Raw genomic sequence first — 15,070 nt, forward strand, 5'->3', positions numbered from 1 at the left:
TAGTTTCAAGCTCTCTTTGTTACTCTCCAGCAAGAGTGAGCCAAAGCTGTCCGATGGGAGCGTATTTCTTACCTGTGGCTTTAAAATCAGTCACCGCCCCGCATTGTTGAGCTGTTTCCAGATTTTTTCATTACAGAAGAGAGTCACCCGCTTATATTTATCGTTGAAAAGGTTACTATTGAGGCTCTTTTAATATGGGTGGCTTGTTAGTTTTGGTTAGTTTTGGTGGCTTGTTAGTTTTTTGTTAGTTTTTTAGTTGTTAGTTTTACAGACAAGGTTGATGGCCTGTTTGGTTCGATCACCGAAGCGGTAATGCGGCGGTTGCAGCGAGAAAAGGGACTGGTACCCGATGACATCGTGGGCCCAAAATCCTGATCGGGATTGGGCTATGCTTCAGGCACTCAGTAAAACGAGAGCACAGCCTTATGGAAGTATTACATGATAAGGATTACACGCCCGGCTCTCGTTAACTTATTTATAAATAATTTCGATAGCTAAATATTCATTTGTTATTCAAAAATGAAATATATTCCCGAACCACTTCATAGACATATTCCTGGTTCGCAGCTGCCGTGTCTGCATTATAAGCACCATTATTTGTTTTGTTATTCGATAAAATACGAATCGCCAAGAATGGTACATCATATGCTTTTGAAATCATTGCTGATGATGCAGATTCCATTTCCTCGACTGAGGTGCCGTAGTTTTTATGAAACCAATTGATGCGATCTACTTCATTATTCCATAAATCTGCTGAGCCAATTGTTCCTTCAACCACTTTCCCTTTTGTGTAGTGGTCTTTTACTTTTTTTGCCATGGCCAAAAGATCTGGATCCGCTTCATAATAACGGGCCTTTTCAGCATTCGGGTCTTCACCGGCGCTTCCTTCAGAAGCCATAACGTCCATTGGCTTCCAATCTGTCGCTACAATGCCTTCTCCTTTTGCACGATCTCCTGTTTTCATGGAGCCTATATTAACCGTACGTTCACCCAAGACTATGTCAAAAACATTGAGATCTGGATCATGGCCGCCAGATGTGCCTTGGTTGATAATGGCAACAGGGTTGTATTTAGCAATCGCAATGGCCGTCGCTGCTGCCGTATTCTCCATGCCTTTCCCTGTTTTTGAAACAATGACAGGGTAGTCATCTACGGTGCCAATATAAAATTCAAATGTTGACCCTGACTCTTCTATTTGAACGTTTTCTAAGCGTTCAGCAAACTTTTCAGCTTCAATTGGCATTGGTCCCTGAACCAATATTGGGCGTTTCGTTTCTTCTTTACTGAACTCGCTTGCTGAACTTACCCCTGACAGTGCTACTAAGGTAAATATAGGAATTATGGATGTGAGCACGCGCTTACTAATAGTCATTTTATTTTACTTACCTTGTTTTTACTTTGTGTATGCGCCATTCGATAGCTTGGCGACAGAAAAAGAGCTGGAGCCGGTACAATGAGATACCTTTCAGATCCATTGAAAGGTATACATGTCGGTCCTAATTTTCAAGTGAACGCTATTGTAACCTAACCTCTAGCAGCCTAAGTGCTTGTTAAAATTAGTTACGCACTCCGTGCTGTAGGCACTGAGCGGGTGACGCACTAATACGCAGAGTCGGTCAAACGAAAGGTAGGCGCTCAGGGCAGACAGACATTCATCTACCGCTACTAGGTCGAAATCAGGTTTAGCTGTGCGAGTAAGTGGGTAAGTAAACCAGATGCATGCGACGCGACACCCACTCTAGATGTTGCCCTTGAACGCCTTGGAGCAATGCATGCCGGCGTTGCCCAATACCACGACGGCGAAGGTATTGGGCTCCTTCTGAGGCATGCTCTATATTGTCGCGTTTATTTACCTAAAGAACTGCTGGGGGATTTTTTTGAGGCCTTTTGTGCTTTTTTCTCTTTTGCAGTTAAAAGTGGTTTCTTCTTTACAGATTTTTTACTGTCTTGCCCTTTGCTCATGGTGTGTTCCTTTAAAACCTAAAGCCAAATTGAGCCAACTGAATGGCTGTGGCTACGCAATTTCAGTATGGCCTTATGGACTATCAATAGATAGAGTTAGCTTGCTCTGAAAGTTGAATTATCAAATGTTGCAGGTAAATTAAGGTGGATTTAGTAAAAAAGCAGCAGACCAAGTTAGGCGTGCATCGTACGCTGAAAAATTAATCAGGTTTAGCCCGAGGCTGAGAGCATAGCGCCATGGACTAGCTTGATTCAGTGTTGCCTGCAGCATGGATACACATAAAACCGCTGAAATTGGCAGTTATCTGCTGCACATCCATGTAGAATGCGCCTTAAATTATCATTCAGCTTTTACTGTTGAGTGAAGCTCTGTAGAAACCCAGTAGGAACTCCATGAAAAAGATATTCGCGTTAACCGACCCTAAGCTGAAACCTGCTCGCTTAGTAGACTCAATTAAGTATGAAATTAAGAAGTATTTTAAAAGGGAACGTAATAAGACCTTACCTGACGGTATGGACTACTGGACCTTCGATTGTCGCTTTGGTGTGTCAGAAGCGGCAGCAGAAAAAGTTTTTCCTTCTGATCTCAATAAACACATTGACGCTGCCGTAGCGCAGGAAGTGCCGGAGTTCTACGTAGAGATCCTCGCCAGAGCCTGTAACCACGATCCGCGCTCAGCCACTCGCGAAGATGACGAAGCGTAATAACGTGCGCATGCGCAGCTAACTTTGATGATGAATACCGCGCTCATCAAGGAATGCTGCTTGGTCTACTGAGTGACTATTTCTGGCTGACCCGTCTTGTAAGGTTAGTGAGTCAGCCAGAATGTTTACGCCGGTAGGGCTACCAAGAACAATAAAGCGCAAGTGCACGAAAAATAGCGCATATTCGCGAAAATATTACTCACAGTGCCTCATAAAATGATAAACGAGAGTTAAGTACCCCGTTTCGAGCTACTCTGAGTAAACTTTACGCAAAATAACAATCAACTCTCTCCTATACCGCCAAAATGCTGTATATTCTGCCTTCGTTTTTTGACTGTAGCGACTCTACAGAGGATCTCCAATGCAATTTTCATCTTTAGATTTAGCCCCAGAGCTACAACGAGCTCTTGTAGAATGTGGCTACAGTGCGATGACACCCGTACAAGAGCAGGCCATTGTGCCCGCGCGCCGCGGTAAAGATTTACAAGTAACGGCGCAAACCGGTACCGGTAAAACCGCCGCCTTTGCTATTCCTGTGCTACAGCGCATGTTGGATAAGCCTAAAGTCGCTGCCGAGCGACGCCCACGCACCTTAATTTTAACGCCCACTCGTGAATTGGCTGAACAATTAGCCGACTCTATTACTGCCTATGCGCAGTTTTTGCCTATTAGTGTTACAGCACTGTACGGCGGCGTTAAAATGGGCGGACAGGCTAACAAATTAAAAGCGGGCGTTGATGTTGTCATCACCACCCCTGGTCGTTTGTTAGAGCATCTTACCCTAGGTAATGTGGCGTTAAGCGATGTTGAGTTTGTGGTGTTGGATGAAGCGGACCGTATGCTGGATATGGGCTTTATTACCGATGTGCTGAAGCTGATTAAATTGACTTCGCCAACCCGCCAAACTCTGTTGTTTTCTGCTACCACGTCACCTGCAGTGAATGAGCTATCACATAAAATACTGAAGAATCATCAGCAAATTCGTGTGACTAAAATTAACAGCACGGCGGATACCGTAAGACATGCGGTGTACCCGGTAGAAGAAAGCCGTAAAATCGAATTATTTGAACAGCTATTAACAGAGAAAAACTGGTTTCAGGTGTTGGTGTTTACCAGTACTAAAGAGCAGGCAGATCGGTTATTAGTTGGCCTTAAAAAGAGCAAGATTGAAGCCGCCGTATGCCATGGCGATAAAAGCCAAGGCTCGCGCCGCCGTGCGATCGCTGATTTTAAATCCGCTAAATTACAAGTATTGATTGCTACCGAAGTGGCGGCCCGTGGTTTAGACATTCAGGGTCTAGATTATGTGGTGAACTTTAACTTGCCTTATTTACCCGAAGATTATGTACATCGTATTGGTCGTACGGGTCGGGCAGGGGCGCCAGGCACGGCTATTTCATTTGTTAGCCGTGAAGAAGAGCAAGCGTTAGAGCGCATTCAAAAGCTGACGGGTAGTGAGATCAGACGCATTATTAAGCCGGGTTTTGAAGTCACCAGCCGTGGTTCATTACTAAAAAGTCTTTCGCGCAAGGTCATCACTGGTCGCTCTAATAGAGCCAGTGAAACTGTTATTCAGTTTGGAGGCCCAAACGAGCCGCAGCCTAAGGGTAAACCCCGCCGCGCCAAGTCGATTGATGAGTCGAGCAACAAAACAGCTTCGAAGCCGGTGCGTTTAAAAAGAACACCCGAAAGCACAGGCCCGAAAAAGAAAATATTACGTGGTAAACGTGCCAAGCAATATTAATAGCTATTAACGTTTCCCCCGTACTTTGGCGGGGAATTATATGGCGCTTAGGGGCGGTTTAAGCCGTGCCTAAGCGCCATTGGCGTTTTTGCTATCGGCATATATGGCGACCTTTCTTTTAGGTATACTGTGCTCGTTACGGCCACACATGTAAGCGTGGCTGCTACTCTCAATACCAGATTGGCTTCTTGATGTTCTAAAAGGCTTCAAAGAGACTTATTATGACGTTTTATATCAGCGTGATAGGGTAAGTTGCAGCTCAATATGGCTCCATAGCCGCCTTTAAACCTCAAAGATGATACCCTGTTTGCTGCAAATACCTAAACACACAAACGTACTCGATAAAATAATGATCGATAGTCGAATTTACTTAGCAGGTAGCCTGTGAAAACACCCAAACGCCTACAGCCTCTTGTTGATGATGGTCTCATCGATGAAGTGATCAGCCGCCTAATGAGCGGTAAAGAAGCGGATGTTTTCGTTGTCCGTTGTGGTGCGCATATTCGTTGCGCCAAAGTCTATAAAGACGCGGCTCAGCGCAGCTTTAAAAAAGCGGCTCAATATAATGAAGGGCGAAAAGTGCGTAGTGGCCGTGAGGCTCGCGCCCTGGAAAAACGCTCAAACTATGGTCGTCAGCAACAAGAAAAAATTTGGCAAAATGCCGAAGTTGATGCCTTATCTAATTTAGCTGCTGCGGGTGTACGCGTACCTGAAACTTTCGGCTGCGTGGATGGCGTATTGCTGATGGAATTGGTTACCGATGGCGAGGGCGATGTAGCGCCACGACTCGGTGATGTGTTGATGTCACCAGAGCAGGCCATTGAAGATCACGCACTGATGATGCACTACGTTAAGTTGATGCTGTGTGCGGGCATTATACACGGTGACTTATCTGAGTTTAACGTGTTGGTGGATGATTATGGCCCGGTGGTTATTGACCTGCCCCAAGCGGTGAATGCGGCCGCCAATAATAGCGCGCAAGCGATGTTTGCGCGCGACGTTAATAATATGCGTCGCTATTATGGCGGCTTTGCACCTGAGTTATTACAGACCCAATACGCAAAAGAAATGTGGGCCCTGTTCAAAGAGGGAGAGCTAACGCCTAACTCCACGCTAAGTGGCGAATTTGAAGATGACGGTAATAACGCCGACGTAGGCTCCATACTCGACGAAATTAACGCGGCCATGGAAGAAGAGTTTGAGCGCCGAGAGCGTATTCGCGATGCTGACGAAGGCGCGTGATATGAGAAGCCAACGTGTAGCCTGTTGTGCCAACGTTTTATAGCAAATACTGACGGTTGTGACAGAGAAAAACCATTTTTTGTCACTGCTTTTGGTGTGATAGAGGCCAGCCATGATTTCCATTTACTCGCTAAAACCTCGTTTTCAAAACTTACTCCGGCCCATGGTCAGGCGCTTGGCCGCGCGTGGGGTAACGGCCAATCAGGTGACGCTAGCTGCGGCCGCCGTGTCTTTGTTAATCGCCGCGGTGATTGCTTGGCAAGCACCGCGGCTGTGGCTGTTTGCGCTGATCCCCGTATGGATGTTGCTGCGCATGGCGCTAAATGCCATCGATGGCATGCTGGCGCGTGAGTTTGGGCAACAGTCTAAGTTGGGTGCTTACCTTAATGAGCTGTGCGATGTGGTCGCCGACAGCGCCTTGTATCTACCGTTTGCGTTGATCCCCAGCGTGTCGGCGCCGCTGGTGCTGGTGGTGGTATTAATGGCAGCCTTTGTAGAATACGCCGGGGTACTCGGTTTAATGGTCGGTGCATCGAGACGGTACGACGGCCCCATGGGCAAGAGTGACCGCGCCGCTGCATTTGGCGTGTTGGGAGCTGGGGTGGCGATGGGGCTTATTAATAGCACTTGGGTAACCGTTATTCTCGCGCTGATATTAGTACTGTTAATGTACACCTTATATAATCGAGTGCGCCGCGGACTGGCGGAAGCGGCGAATAACACTTAGCCTGCATTCATATTCATTTGGTAAGGAAACCAACCGCCTATGCGCGACGCCGAACTTCACACTTTTTCTACCCACGATGATGTGGCGCTGTCTTTTCGGTACTGGCCTGCGCAACCACAGCAGCCAGATCCGACATGCTGCAGATTAATGACACTCATCATTTCAGCCAGCTACGGGCATTCACTGGATGCTCGGTCAGGCTGAAATGATTCGTCAAGGTGAGGCAAGCTCGCCCCATGTGCGCTCAGCACATGACGTCCCTGTCATGTGCTGGTCGGTGGAGACTATCCCAGCAGTCTCTTCTTTGGTCGCGGAGTAGTGGTCACTGGCCGACTTACACCATCAACACAACAATTTAATTAACGCGCGAGACTAATAATGCAAAATTCATTTTATATGACTCTTTTTTTAGTGGGTGCATTAATTGTTGCCACCATTATTGCGGTTGTAAAAAAACAGAAACACCCAGACCGTGACTACGAAGAATTGATGCTAAGAACCAAGTCATGGTGGTGGATCATCGGCTTAGTGCTTGCCGCGCTGTATATGGGGCAAAAAACGACCACCATATTTTTTGCGTTTGTCAGCTTTTTGGCCTTAAAAGAATTTTACTCTATAGCACCACTCCGCACCGTAGATCGACGGCTGGTCTTTTGGGCTTATCTGTCCATTCCTGTTCAGTATTACTTTGCCTACATTCAATGGTATGGCATGTTTATTATTTTTATTCCCGTTTATATGTTTCTGTTTTTACCGATGCGCTCCACGCTAATTGGCGAAACAAAAGGTTATATTCAAGCGAATGCCACCATACAGTGGAGTCTAATGCTCGCGGTGTTTACACTGAGCCACATTGCCTACTTAGTTAATCTTGGTCGTTTTAATGAACAGTCTGGCTTTATCGGACTAGTGCTGTTTTTATTATTTATTACCCAAAGCAATGATGTTAGCCAGTACGTGTTTGGCAAGCTGTTCGGCAAGCACAAGATTATCCCTAAAGTGAGCCCCAACAAAACGTGGGAAGGCTTCTTGGGCGGCTTAGTGATGACGACCATTTTAGCCGGTCTGCTGGCGCCATTTTTAACTATTTTGTCATGGCAGCAGGGGCTAGTTGCGGGCGCATTAATTGCGAGTGTGGGCTTTATTGGTGATGTAGTGCTGTCTTCCATTAAACGCGATATTGGCATTAAAGATACCGGCTCACTGATCCCCGGCCACGGCGGATTACTCGATAGGGTAGACAGTTTGATGTATAGCACACCGATATTCTTCCACTATTTTTACTACATCACCAAAGATTTTATCGCCTAACTGAGTGACGATGATGAGCCAACTTAAACAAACGCTAACCTCAATAAAGTGGGGGAAAGTGCTATTTTTCCTGTTAATTGTGAAACCTGTGGTGCTGATTGCGCTGGGCCTTAATTTGGTTAACCGCAAAGGCTTACCTAAAAACGGGCCGGCTATTTTGGCGGCAAATCACACCAGCCACCTCGATACACTGGTGTTAATGAGTTTATATCCGCTCTCGCAACTGCATCGAGTACGGCCCGTTGCTGCGGCAGACTACTTCTTGAAAAATAAATGGGTAGCCTGGTTTTCAATCAATTGCCTAGACATCATCCCTATCGAACGAGACGGCAAAGTAGCCCGAGAAGAGCTCTTTAAAGGCTGCTTTGATGCCCTAGAAAACCAGCAAATTATTGTGTTTTTCCCAGAAGGCACCCGTTCATTAACTGAAGAAAGAGAGTTTAAATTAAAGCGCGGTATCCACTGTCTTATACAGCGTTACCCTGATACCAAGGTGATCCCGATTATTTTGCATGGGCTTGGTAAGGCGCTACCCAAAGGAGAAGCACTGCTCGTGCCCTTCAATTGCGATGTGATTGTGGGCGACGAAATGACGCACGGCGATGACGTTAACGAGTATCTTGCCAATTTGACTGCGCAATACGAAAGCTTGCTGACCCAATGTATTACGAACGGCAAAATGGTGAAGAGTGAAGAGGACCAACAAACACCAGACCATTAAGGACTGCCAAGCAGACGGCATAAAGATAAACTCGCTTGGCCGGCGGTGTTATGGTGGTGGCGATGACTCTGACATAAGCGTGAACCCGAACATCAAGCGTGTTTATGTTCTTGTTGGGCGCTTTATATCTTAATTGTGTTTTTAGGAGGTGCATCTTGCTTGCATGGCATGGCTGGCTAATTGCCGCCTTACTATTGTTTTTATTGGAATTAACGGGCACTGGATTTGTTGCCTTTGCCTTAGGCTTAGCAGCGCTAATCACCATGGCAGCAGCTTGGTTAGGTGTAGGGGTAGCGACACAGTGGTTTACCTTTGCCATTGCCGCTTTGGTGTTAGCACCGGCGCTTAAATATTTATTTCGTCGTTATGCACCGTCTCAGCGTACTAGTTTTTTAGCTGGAGAAGGCAGCCAACAACAAGGTGAAATAGTGCAGCTTCCTTCGGGTGACTATCGCCTTAAGTTAGAAGGCGATCTATTTATGGTGCGCAGTGCATCTGGCGCCGAGCTAACGGCTGGGGTTCAGGTTAAGGTATGTCGCTTTGATGGCATTACCGCCATTATTGATTAATAGGAGAAAGAGTATGGATGCAACATTAGTGGTAGCACTGGTATTTACCGTGGTTATTCTGGTGTTTATCGCGAAGGGGCTGATGATAATACAGCAGTCAGAAGCGGTGGTGATTGAGCGGTTGGGGAGTTATAACAAGACCCTAAGCCCAGGTGTAAACTGGGTGATCCCCTTTGTTGATAAACCGCGTTCTATTAAAGTGCGCCGTTATCAGGCGATTGGCGGTGAAAATGTTGCTGTCGTGAAAGAAGAAACCCGCATTGACCGCCGCGAAACCGTACTTGATTTTCCTGGGCAGTCGGTGGTGACGGCGGATAACGTGAGCGTTAACGTGAACGGTGCGCTGTATTTTCAGGTTATCGATCCCGAACGTGCCGTGTATCAAACTGAAAACCTGATCCAAGCTATCGAGATCTTAGCCAAAACCTCGCTGCGCTCCGAAATGGGCAAAATGGAGCTCGATAAACTGTTTGAGTCTCGCCAAGAAATTAACGACAAGTTACAGGTGGTAATGGACGAAGCCGGCAATAAGTGGGGCGTTAAAGTCACCCGCGTGGAAATTCAAGACATTATTATTCCGGCAGAAGTTGAAGACGCCATGCGCAAGCAAATGGCGGCGGAGCGCGAGCGTCGAGCCTTAGTATTGCGGGCCAGTGGCGAGCGAGAAGCAGCTATTGCCAAGGCTGAAGGTGAGAAACGCTCCAGTATTTTGGTCGCGGAAGGCAGTAAAGAGGCCGCCATTCTAATGGCCGAAGGCCAACGCAAGGCTATCGATGAAGTGTTGTCAGCTGGCGATGAACGACTAGACCCGCAATTGGTCATTGGCTATTTACTGGGGCTCGAATACCTCAAAACCTTGCCAGAAATTGGTAAAGAGGGCGATCGTATCTTTTTGCCCTTTGAAGCCAGCAGCGTACTAGGTGCCGTCGGCAGCATAGAAGCTTTATTAAATGGGCCGAAAAAATAGTAACACCAAGCGCCCTACACTAAGCTAAAAGACAAACACCGAGCCCATTGGCTCGGTGTTTTTGTTTTTTGGGCCACGCTTTGGCTTTTAATCTTTAGCTAGGCTCTTGGAGCAGGGTACTATGTTTTTCCCCTTCACCCTTCACCCTTCACCCTTCACCCTTCACCCTTCACTGGCCGTTCGGCCTTCGCACAATAACCAATAGGCCAGTGCCGATAACAAGGCGCAGCCGCTCATGGTGCCCAGCATATATAAAGGGGAAGTGTCGGGTAGTAGCGAGACGAAAGCCGCGGCGAGAGCGGCGATGCCAAAGCGCAGCGTGCCTGCTAATGACGAGGCGGTGCCAGCCAAGTTGGGCAAGCTGCTCAGTAAGCTGGCCATGCTATTACTGCCAATGGTGGAGATAACGCCCACATATAACATGATGGGTGCCACTACCGACCACAGCCCCCAACCCAATAACGCTCCTATTGGCATTAACAGCCCTGCAAGCAATTGCAAGCTCAAGGCTACGCGCAGCATGGTGCGTGAACCTAATTTACGCACCCATTTGCCATTTAGCGTGGTAAACAGCATCAGGCTTAGTACGTTCAGGCCAAACAGATACCCCGTATGTTGGGGCGATACGTCATACAGCTCGATATAAATAAACGAGGCTCCGGTTAAAAAGGCAAACATACCGGCAAATGAGAAGGCACCACACAACATAAAACCCAATGCCACTGGACTGGAAATCAGGCGTAGATAACTGCGAATAATCGATGCAAAGTGCAAGGGCTGGCGCCGCTCTAGAGGCAAGGTTTCTGGCAGTTTAAGGCTACTAAACACGGCAATTAATACGGTGACGCCGGTCAGTACCCAAAAAATAGAGCGCCAACCAAACCAGTGCGCCAAATGGCCACCTAGCATAGGGGCTATTAACGGGGCGAGTGTCATCACCAGCGTAATGTAGGCCATGGTACGGGCAAAGTCTTCTCGGTTAAATAAGTCCCGCACTAACGCTTGTACCACAACCGCAGAGGCCGCACCGGCAAAACCCTGAGCGGCACGCAACCACGTGAGACTTTCAACGCTGTCAGCCATGGCACACAGCATGGCGGCGATGGCAAACACCAACATACCACCCAATAATACCGGACGGCGGCCCTTGGCGTCAGACAAAGGGCCAAATAGCAATTGGCCGAGCGCAAAACCGCCAGTATAGGCGGCCAATGTGGCCTGTACTCGATGGGAGTTGGTGCCCAGAGTCTCGGCAATGGCGGGCATTGCTGGCAAATACATGTCAATGGCGAGAGGGGTAAGGCCCGACACGGCACCTAATAATATAATAAGCGGCAAGGTGGCATTAGATGCCTGAGTAGTATCAGATGACATGGCGCGGCTTGTTCCTCCAAGGTAAGTAAGGTGGCTTCCTGCCGCTTGTTATACAAATTTGCTGCGCAAACTTGTTATATAAATAATACCAAACAAAAAAAGCCAGGTACTAAATCCATGTACCTAGCTTAGGGGAATGGCTCATCTTCTGAGCCGTGCGCTAGTGTGAGGGCGCTTAAAAAACGCACATCACCTACAAACTATCGGCCAAAATGCGCCAGCACGCCAGCGAACGGCTAAATAAACATTAATGGCAAAAGGTCAACAGACGCTAGTATAAAACGAATTAGGATAATAACACTGCCACATTAAGGGTTGATCGTCGCTGTGTCCAATCGTAAATGCCCGTGTGAGCCCTTGCAACTCGCACGGGATAATATTACTGTATATACATACATGATAGGAGCAAGTTATGGCAGTCACAATACAGTACCTTGTAGTAAGAAACGGAATCGAAAAAATGACGTTTACCAATAAGAAAGAAGCCGATGCCTATGATCGACTGCTCGATCTGGCCGAACACCTCGACGATGTACTTGCCGATGCGCCGATCAGTTTAAACGAGACTGACCGAGAAGCATTAGCTCTGTACTTAGCACAAAATCAAGACCTGTTAAGTGGACCGAAAAAGAAGTCCGCCAAAAAGTCAGATAAAGCCCCTGCGACTGAAGCAAACATCGAAGAACAGGCGGATGAGCCCGAGGTTCACGACAATAACGACTCTGTTCAAGCGGTCGCTTAGCGATTTACGCTGAGGGGGGCGTAAACGAACGTTTTGTTTCGTAAAGCTGGCCAGCTAAAGCGCCCTTTGCAAATTAGGTTTTCCCCTGAAGCCTCATCGTCTCTTTCATTTTATCTTCTCTTCTCTTTAATCTTGACATCTGAATCTCCATATATATGATAATTCATATGTGATTGTGGAGATTTGTTGCTATGCCGCCTCTAGTATTTTTTAAGTGCCTTGCCGACGACACTCGTTTGAAATCGTTACTGCTGATCAGTCAGCACCAAGAGCTGTGCGTGTGTGATCTACAGCAGGCGTTACAACTGAGCCAACCTAAGGTATCTCGGCATTTAGCTGAATTGCGAAAATGTGAGTTATTGATGGATGAGCGCCGAGGTAAGTGGGTGTATTACCGTTTGCATCCAAACTTGCCAAGCTGGGCGCGAGACATACTGAAGAGTACGGCGACGCACCATCCCGATTACCTAACTGAATGCGAGCAACAGCTGGCAGCTGATTCCTTCCAATGTGAGCGCGAATGATGAAAATTCTCTATATATGTACCCATAACCGCTGTCGCAGTATTTTGTCTGAGGCCGTAACCCAGCATAAAGGTGAAGGGCTGCTTGAGGCGAGAAGTGCCGGTAGTCAGCCTTCGGGCGAGGTGCATCCGTTATCGCTCACCTATTTGGCTGAAGCGGGCATTGCGACTACAGGCTTGCGCAGCCAGTCGTGGGACGACTTGACCGACTTTGCGCCCGACGTGGTGATCACGGTGTGTGACTCTGCAGCCAATGAAGCCTGCCCGGTGTGGTTTGGCAACGCCTTGGTGATGCACTGGGGGTTGGCCGATCCGTCCAAAATTGTGGGTAGCGATGCTGAAAAAGCAGCGGCGTTTCGCCATACCCTTGAGCTGATTAATAACAGAGTGAGCGCCTTGTTAGACATTGCCCGCCAAGACAAACCCCAGTGGTCTGATGCCCTGCAACAATTAGGTTTAACCACGACAGATCAACAGACACTAGGAGCCCACGCATGAGCTTAACGGATCTGAGTTTGCCTAATATCGACCAGCAGCAATTTCAATTGCCCGAGTTTACCGCACCAGGTCAAGCGGGTGCCGAGCACAAGCCGCGTATATTGTTGCTATATGGATCGTTACGCCAACGCTCGTTTAGCCGCTTGGTAGTAGAAGAGTCAGCACGTTTGTTATTGGCGATGGGAGCCGACATTAAAATATTTGATCCCACCGGTTTACCCTTGCCCGATGGTGACGATGTTGAACACCCCAAGGTACAAGAGCTGAGAGACTTGGTGAGCTGGTCGGAAGGCCAAGTGTGGTGCTCGCCCGAGCGCCATGGCTCCATGACTGGGGTAATGAAGGCACAAATTGACTGGATCCCGCTCTCACTTGGCGCAGTACGGCCTACGCAAGGTAAAACCTTGGCGGTAATGCAGGTGTGTGGCGGTTCTCAGTCGTTTAATGCGGTGAACCAGCTGCGCATCTTAGGCCGTTGGATGCGTATGATCACCATTCCTAATCAGTCGTCGGTGGCCAAGGCGTTTTTAGAGTTTGACGATAATAATCGCATGAAGCCCTCACCTTATTACAACCGCATTGTGGATGTGCTGGAAGAGCTGATGAAGTTCACCTTGCTCACCCGTGAGAACAACGCTTATTTAACGGATCGTTATTCAGAGCGTGTAGAAACCGCCGAACAGTTGATAAACAGAGTCAATCAAACTGCCTTATAATCATGTAGATCAGGAATAAATCAGATGGGCGTATTTGAACGTTATTTATCGGTGTGGGTTGGCTTAAGCATAGTGGCGGGCGTGCTGTTAGGCCAAGCGGTGCCCAGTGTATTTGCTAGCTTGGCACATTTAGAATTTGCGCACGTGAACTTAGTGGTGGCGGTACTAATTTGGGTGATGATCACGCCCATGATGATCCAAATCGACTTTGCCGCCGTGAAAGATGTCGGCAAAAAGCCGAAGGGTTTGCTATTAACGCTGGTGATTAACTGGCTGGTGAAGCCCTTTACCATGGCTTTTTTAGGTTGGTTATTTTTTCGCGTGTTGTTCGCTCCTTGGGTGGACCCGAGCACGGCGGGGGAATACATAGCCGGTATGATCTTATTGGGCGTGGCACCCTGTACGGCTATGGTGTTTGTTTGGAGCCAGCTAACGCGGGGTGATCCTAACTACACCTTGGTGCAAGTGTCGGTTAATAACCTGATCATGGTGTTTGCTTTTGCGCCGTTAGCCGCCTTATTGCTGGGCATTAACGCCATTGTGGTGCCTTGGCAGACCTTGTTATTGTCCGTGGGTTTGTATGTGGTACTGCCACTGGTCGCCGGTATTCTTATCCGCTTGCTGTGGCTACGTCTGCAGAGTAAAAAGCCGTCACCACAACCGGTATCGGTATTGGTGGCGCGCTGTAAACCTTGGTCGATCTTGGGTTTGCTGGCCACGGTAGTGCTGTTATTTGGTCTGCAAGCGCCGACTATAGTGGCGAAGCCGTTAGTAATCGGCTTAATCGCCATTCCTTTAATGCTGCAAACCTACGGTATTTTCGCGCTGGGTTATTGGCTGGCGCTTAAATTAAAGCTCCGCCATAACATAGCCGCTCCCGCTTGCATGATTGGCACCTCTAACTTTTTTGAGTTAGCGGTGGCGGTGGCCATCGGCTTATTTGGCCTACACTCAGGCGCAGCCCTAGCCACGGTAGTGGGCGTGCTGGTAGAAGTACCGGTGATGCTGTCGCTAGTGTGGTTTGCCAACCGCACTCGCCATTGGTTTAGCGCTAGCGCCGGTAGCCTATGAAGGGTAAATAGGGCGAGCGACTTCTTTGTAACGGAACCCGCGGAACCCACGGAAAAATAGAGATCAAATCTGAATAAAAATCGGTTAAGGGTGAAGCGTAAAGAGTGAAGAGGACAACCGCTAATAGCCACCTTGGAATGGCCCCGAATAAGTAGACACTTCTTCAGAGTGAGGAAGTGTATGCAATACCGAACCAAA

The 15,070-nt window shown here is 47.9% G+C and carries 15 protein-coding genes and 1 pseudogene; 14 read left to right on the plus strand and 2 right to left on the minus strand.

All coding sequences use genetic code 11. The annotated features are described in order from the left end of the window. Positions 1-279: 279 nt before the first annotated feature. Positions 280-375, plus strand: a pseudogene (locus ACFQ1C_RS10680) (peptidoglycan-binding domain-containing protein); the annotation flags it as partial. Positions 376-502: 127 nt separating this feature from the next. On the opposite strand, the gene ACFQ1C_RS10685 reads toward ACFQ1C_RS10680, so the two are convergent. Continuing rightward, positions 503-1,372, minus strand: coding sequence for a 5'-methylthioadenosine/S-adenosylhomocysteine nucleosidase (locus ACFQ1C_RS10685; RefSeq protein ID WP_379558599.1), 870 nt, complete (start codon positions 1,370-1,372; stop codon positions 503-505). 983 nt (positions 1,373-2,355) lie between these two features. Here ACFQ1C_RS10685 and ACFQ1C_RS10690 point away from each other — a divergent pair. From ACFQ1C_RS10690 to ACFQ1C_RS10725, 8 genes are all read left to right on the plus strand, one after another. Next, a complete protein-coding gene (locus tag ACFQ1C_RS10690; protein ID WP_379558600.1) occupies positions 2,356-2,667 on the plus strand; it encodes a DUF6172 family protein in 312 nt (103 codons plus the stop codon). Positions 2,668-3,028: 361 nt separating this feature from the next. Beyond that, entirely contained in the window at positions 3,029-4,411 is a 1,383-nt protein-coding gene (locus ACFQ1C_RS10695; RefSeq protein ID WP_379558601.1) for a DEAD/DEAH box helicase, read from the plus strand. A gap of 384 nt (positions 4,412-4,795) precedes the next feature. Beyond that, complete coding sequence (locus tag ACFQ1C_RS10700) at positions 4,796-5,653, plus strand: PA4780 family RIO1-like protein kinase (RefSeq protein ID WP_379558602.1); 858 nt, start codon at positions 4,796-4,798, stop codon at positions 5,651-5,653. A gap of 112 nt (positions 5,654-5,765) precedes the next feature. Continuing rightward, entirely contained in the window at positions 5,766-6,380 is a 615-nt protein-coding gene (locus ACFQ1C_RS10705) for a CDP-alcohol phosphatidyltransferase family protein (RefSeq protein ID WP_379558603.1), read from the plus strand. Between the two features lie 378 nt (positions 6,381-6,758). Next, on the plus strand, positions 6,759-7,691 hold the full coding sequence (locus ACFQ1C_RS10710; RefSeq protein WP_379558604.1) for a phosphatidate cytidylyltransferase: 933 nt from the start codon (positions 6,759-6,761) through the stop codon (positions 7,689-7,691). Positions 7,692-7,704: 13 nt separating this feature from the next. Continuing rightward, a complete protein-coding gene (locus ACFQ1C_RS10715) occupies positions 7,705-8,412 on the plus strand; it encodes a lysophospholipid acyltransferase family protein (protein WP_379558605.1) in 708 nt (235 codons plus the stop codon). A gap of 155 nt (positions 8,413-8,567) precedes the next feature. Continuing rightward, a complete protein-coding gene (locus tag ACFQ1C_RS10720; RefSeq protein WP_379558606.1) occupies positions 8,568-8,981 on the plus strand; it encodes an NfeD family protein in 414 nt (137 codons plus the stop codon). A gap of 13 nt (positions 8,982-8,994) precedes the next feature. Beyond that, positions 8,995-9,948 carry an SPFH domain-containing protein gene (locus ACFQ1C_RS10725; protein WP_379558607.1) on the plus strand — a complete coding sequence of 318 codons (954 nt, stop codon included), beginning with the start codon at positions 8,995-8,997 and terminating at the stop codon, positions 9,946-9,948. Positions 9,949-10,110: 162 nt separating this feature from the next. On the opposite strand, the gene ACFQ1C_RS10730 is transcribed toward ACFQ1C_RS10725, so the two are convergent. After that, positions 10,111-11,322, minus strand: coding sequence for a Bcr/CflA family multidrug efflux MFS transporter (locus ACFQ1C_RS10730; protein ID WP_379558608.1), 1,212 nt, complete (start codon positions 11,320-11,322; stop codon positions 10,111-10,113). A gap of 412 nt (positions 11,323-11,734) precedes the next feature. On the opposite strand from ACFQ1C_RS10730, the gene ACFQ1C_RS10735 reads away from it, so the two are divergent. The 5 genes from ACFQ1C_RS10735 (at position 11,735) to arsB (ending at position 14,872) form a co-directional block, all read left to right on the plus strand. Beyond that, the gene (locus ACFQ1C_RS10735) at positions 11,735-12,064 is read left to right on the plus strand and encodes a YebG family protein (RefSeq protein WP_379558609.1); all 330 of its coding nucleotides are present in this window, start codon (positions 11,735-11,737) and stop codon (positions 12,062-12,064) included. Positions 12,065-12,255: 191 nt separating this feature from the next. Beyond that, on the plus strand, positions 12,256-12,588 hold the full coding sequence (locus ACFQ1C_RS10740; RefSeq protein ID WP_379558610.1) for a metalloregulator ArsR/SmtB family transcription factor: 333 nt from the start codon (positions 12,256-12,258) through the stop codon (positions 12,586-12,588). Beyond that, positions 12,585-13,085: an arsenate reductase ArsC gene (locus tag ACFQ1C_RS10745; RefSeq protein WP_379558611.1), complete on the plus strand. Its 501-nt coding sequence runs from the start codon at positions 12,585-12,587 to the stop codon at positions 13,083-13,085. The genes ACFQ1C_RS10740 and ACFQ1C_RS10745 overlap by 4 nt, the downstream gene beginning before the upstream one ends. Then, on the plus strand, positions 13,082-13,801 hold the full coding sequence (gene arsH / locus ACFQ1C_RS10750) for an arsenical resistance protein ArsH (protein WP_379558612.1): 720 nt from the start codon (positions 13,082-13,084) through the stop codon (positions 13,799-13,801). Before ACFQ1C_RS10745 ends, arsH begins: the two co-directional genes overlap by 4 nt. A 24-nt stretch (positions 13,802-13,825) precedes the next feature. Next, positions 13,826-14,872 carry an ACR3 family arsenite efflux transporter gene (gene arsB, locus ACFQ1C_RS10755; protein ID WP_379558613.1) on the plus strand — a complete coding sequence of 349 codons (1,047 nt, stop codon included), beginning with the start codon at positions 13,826-13,828 and terminating at the stop codon, positions 14,870-14,872. Positions 14,873-15,070 lie beyond the last annotated feature (198 nt).

Source organism: Oceanisphaera ostreae (assembly GCF_042676125.1).
Lineage (GTDB): Bacteria > Pseudomonadota > Gammaproteobacteria > Enterobacterales > Aeromonadaceae > Oceanimonas > Oceanimonas ostreae.

What these genes read in the sequence shown, in the direction of transcription:
- ACFQ1C_RS10715 (WP_379558605.1), top strand. Translation starts at nt 7,705, where the DNA reads ATGAGCCAACTTAAACAAACGCTAACCTCAATAAAGTGGGGGAAAGTG.
- arsB (WP_379558613.1), top strand. Translation starts at nt 13,826, where the DNA reads ATGGGCGTATTTGAACGTTATTTATCGGTGTGGGTTGGCTTAAGCATA.
- ACFQ1C_RS10730 (WP_379558608.1), bottom strand. Translation starts at nt 11,322, where the DNA reads ATGTCATCTGATACTACTCAGGCATCTAATGCCACCTTGCCGCTTATT.
- ACFQ1C_RS10740 (WP_379558610.1), top strand. Translation starts at nt 12,256, where the DNA reads ATGCCGCCTCTAGTATTTTTTAAGTGCCTTGCCGACGACACTCGTTTG.
- ACFQ1C_RS10710 (WP_379558604.1), top strand. Translation starts at nt 6,759, where the DNA reads ATGCAAAATTCATTTTATATGACTCTTTTTTTAGTGGGTGCATTAATT.
- ACFQ1C_RS10705 (WP_379558603.1), top strand. Translation starts at nt 5,766, where the DNA reads ATGATTTCCATTTACTCGCTAAAACCTCGTTTTCAAAACTTACTCCGG.
- ACFQ1C_RS10690 (WP_379558600.1), top strand. Translation starts at nt 2,356, where the DNA reads ATGAAAAAGATATTCGCGTTAACCGACCCTAAGCTGAAACCTGCTCGC.
- ACFQ1C_RS10735 (WP_379558609.1), top strand. Translation starts at nt 11,735, where the DNA reads ATGGCAGTCACAATACAGTACCTTGTAGTAAGAAACGGAATCGAAAAA.
- ACFQ1C_RS10725 (WP_379558607.1), top strand. Translation starts at nt 8,995, where the DNA reads ATGGATGCAACATTAGTGGTAGCACTGGTATTTACCGTGGTTATTCTG.
- ACFQ1C_RS10745 (WP_379558611.1), top strand. Translation starts at nt 12,585, where the DNA reads ATGATGAAAATTCTCTATATATGTACCCATAACCGCTGTCGCAGTATT.
- ACFQ1C_RS10685 (WP_379558599.1), bottom strand. Translation starts at nt 1,372, where the DNA reads ATGACTATTAGTAAGCGCGTGCTCACATCCATAATTCCTATATTTACC.
- arsH (WP_379558612.1), top strand. Translation starts at nt 13,082, where the DNA reads ATGAGCTTAACGGATCTGAGTTTGCCTAATATCGACCAGCAGCAATTT.
- ACFQ1C_RS10695 (WP_379558601.1), top strand. Translation starts at nt 3,029, where the DNA reads ATGCAATTTTCATCTTTAGATTTAGCCCCAGAGCTACAACGAGCTCTT.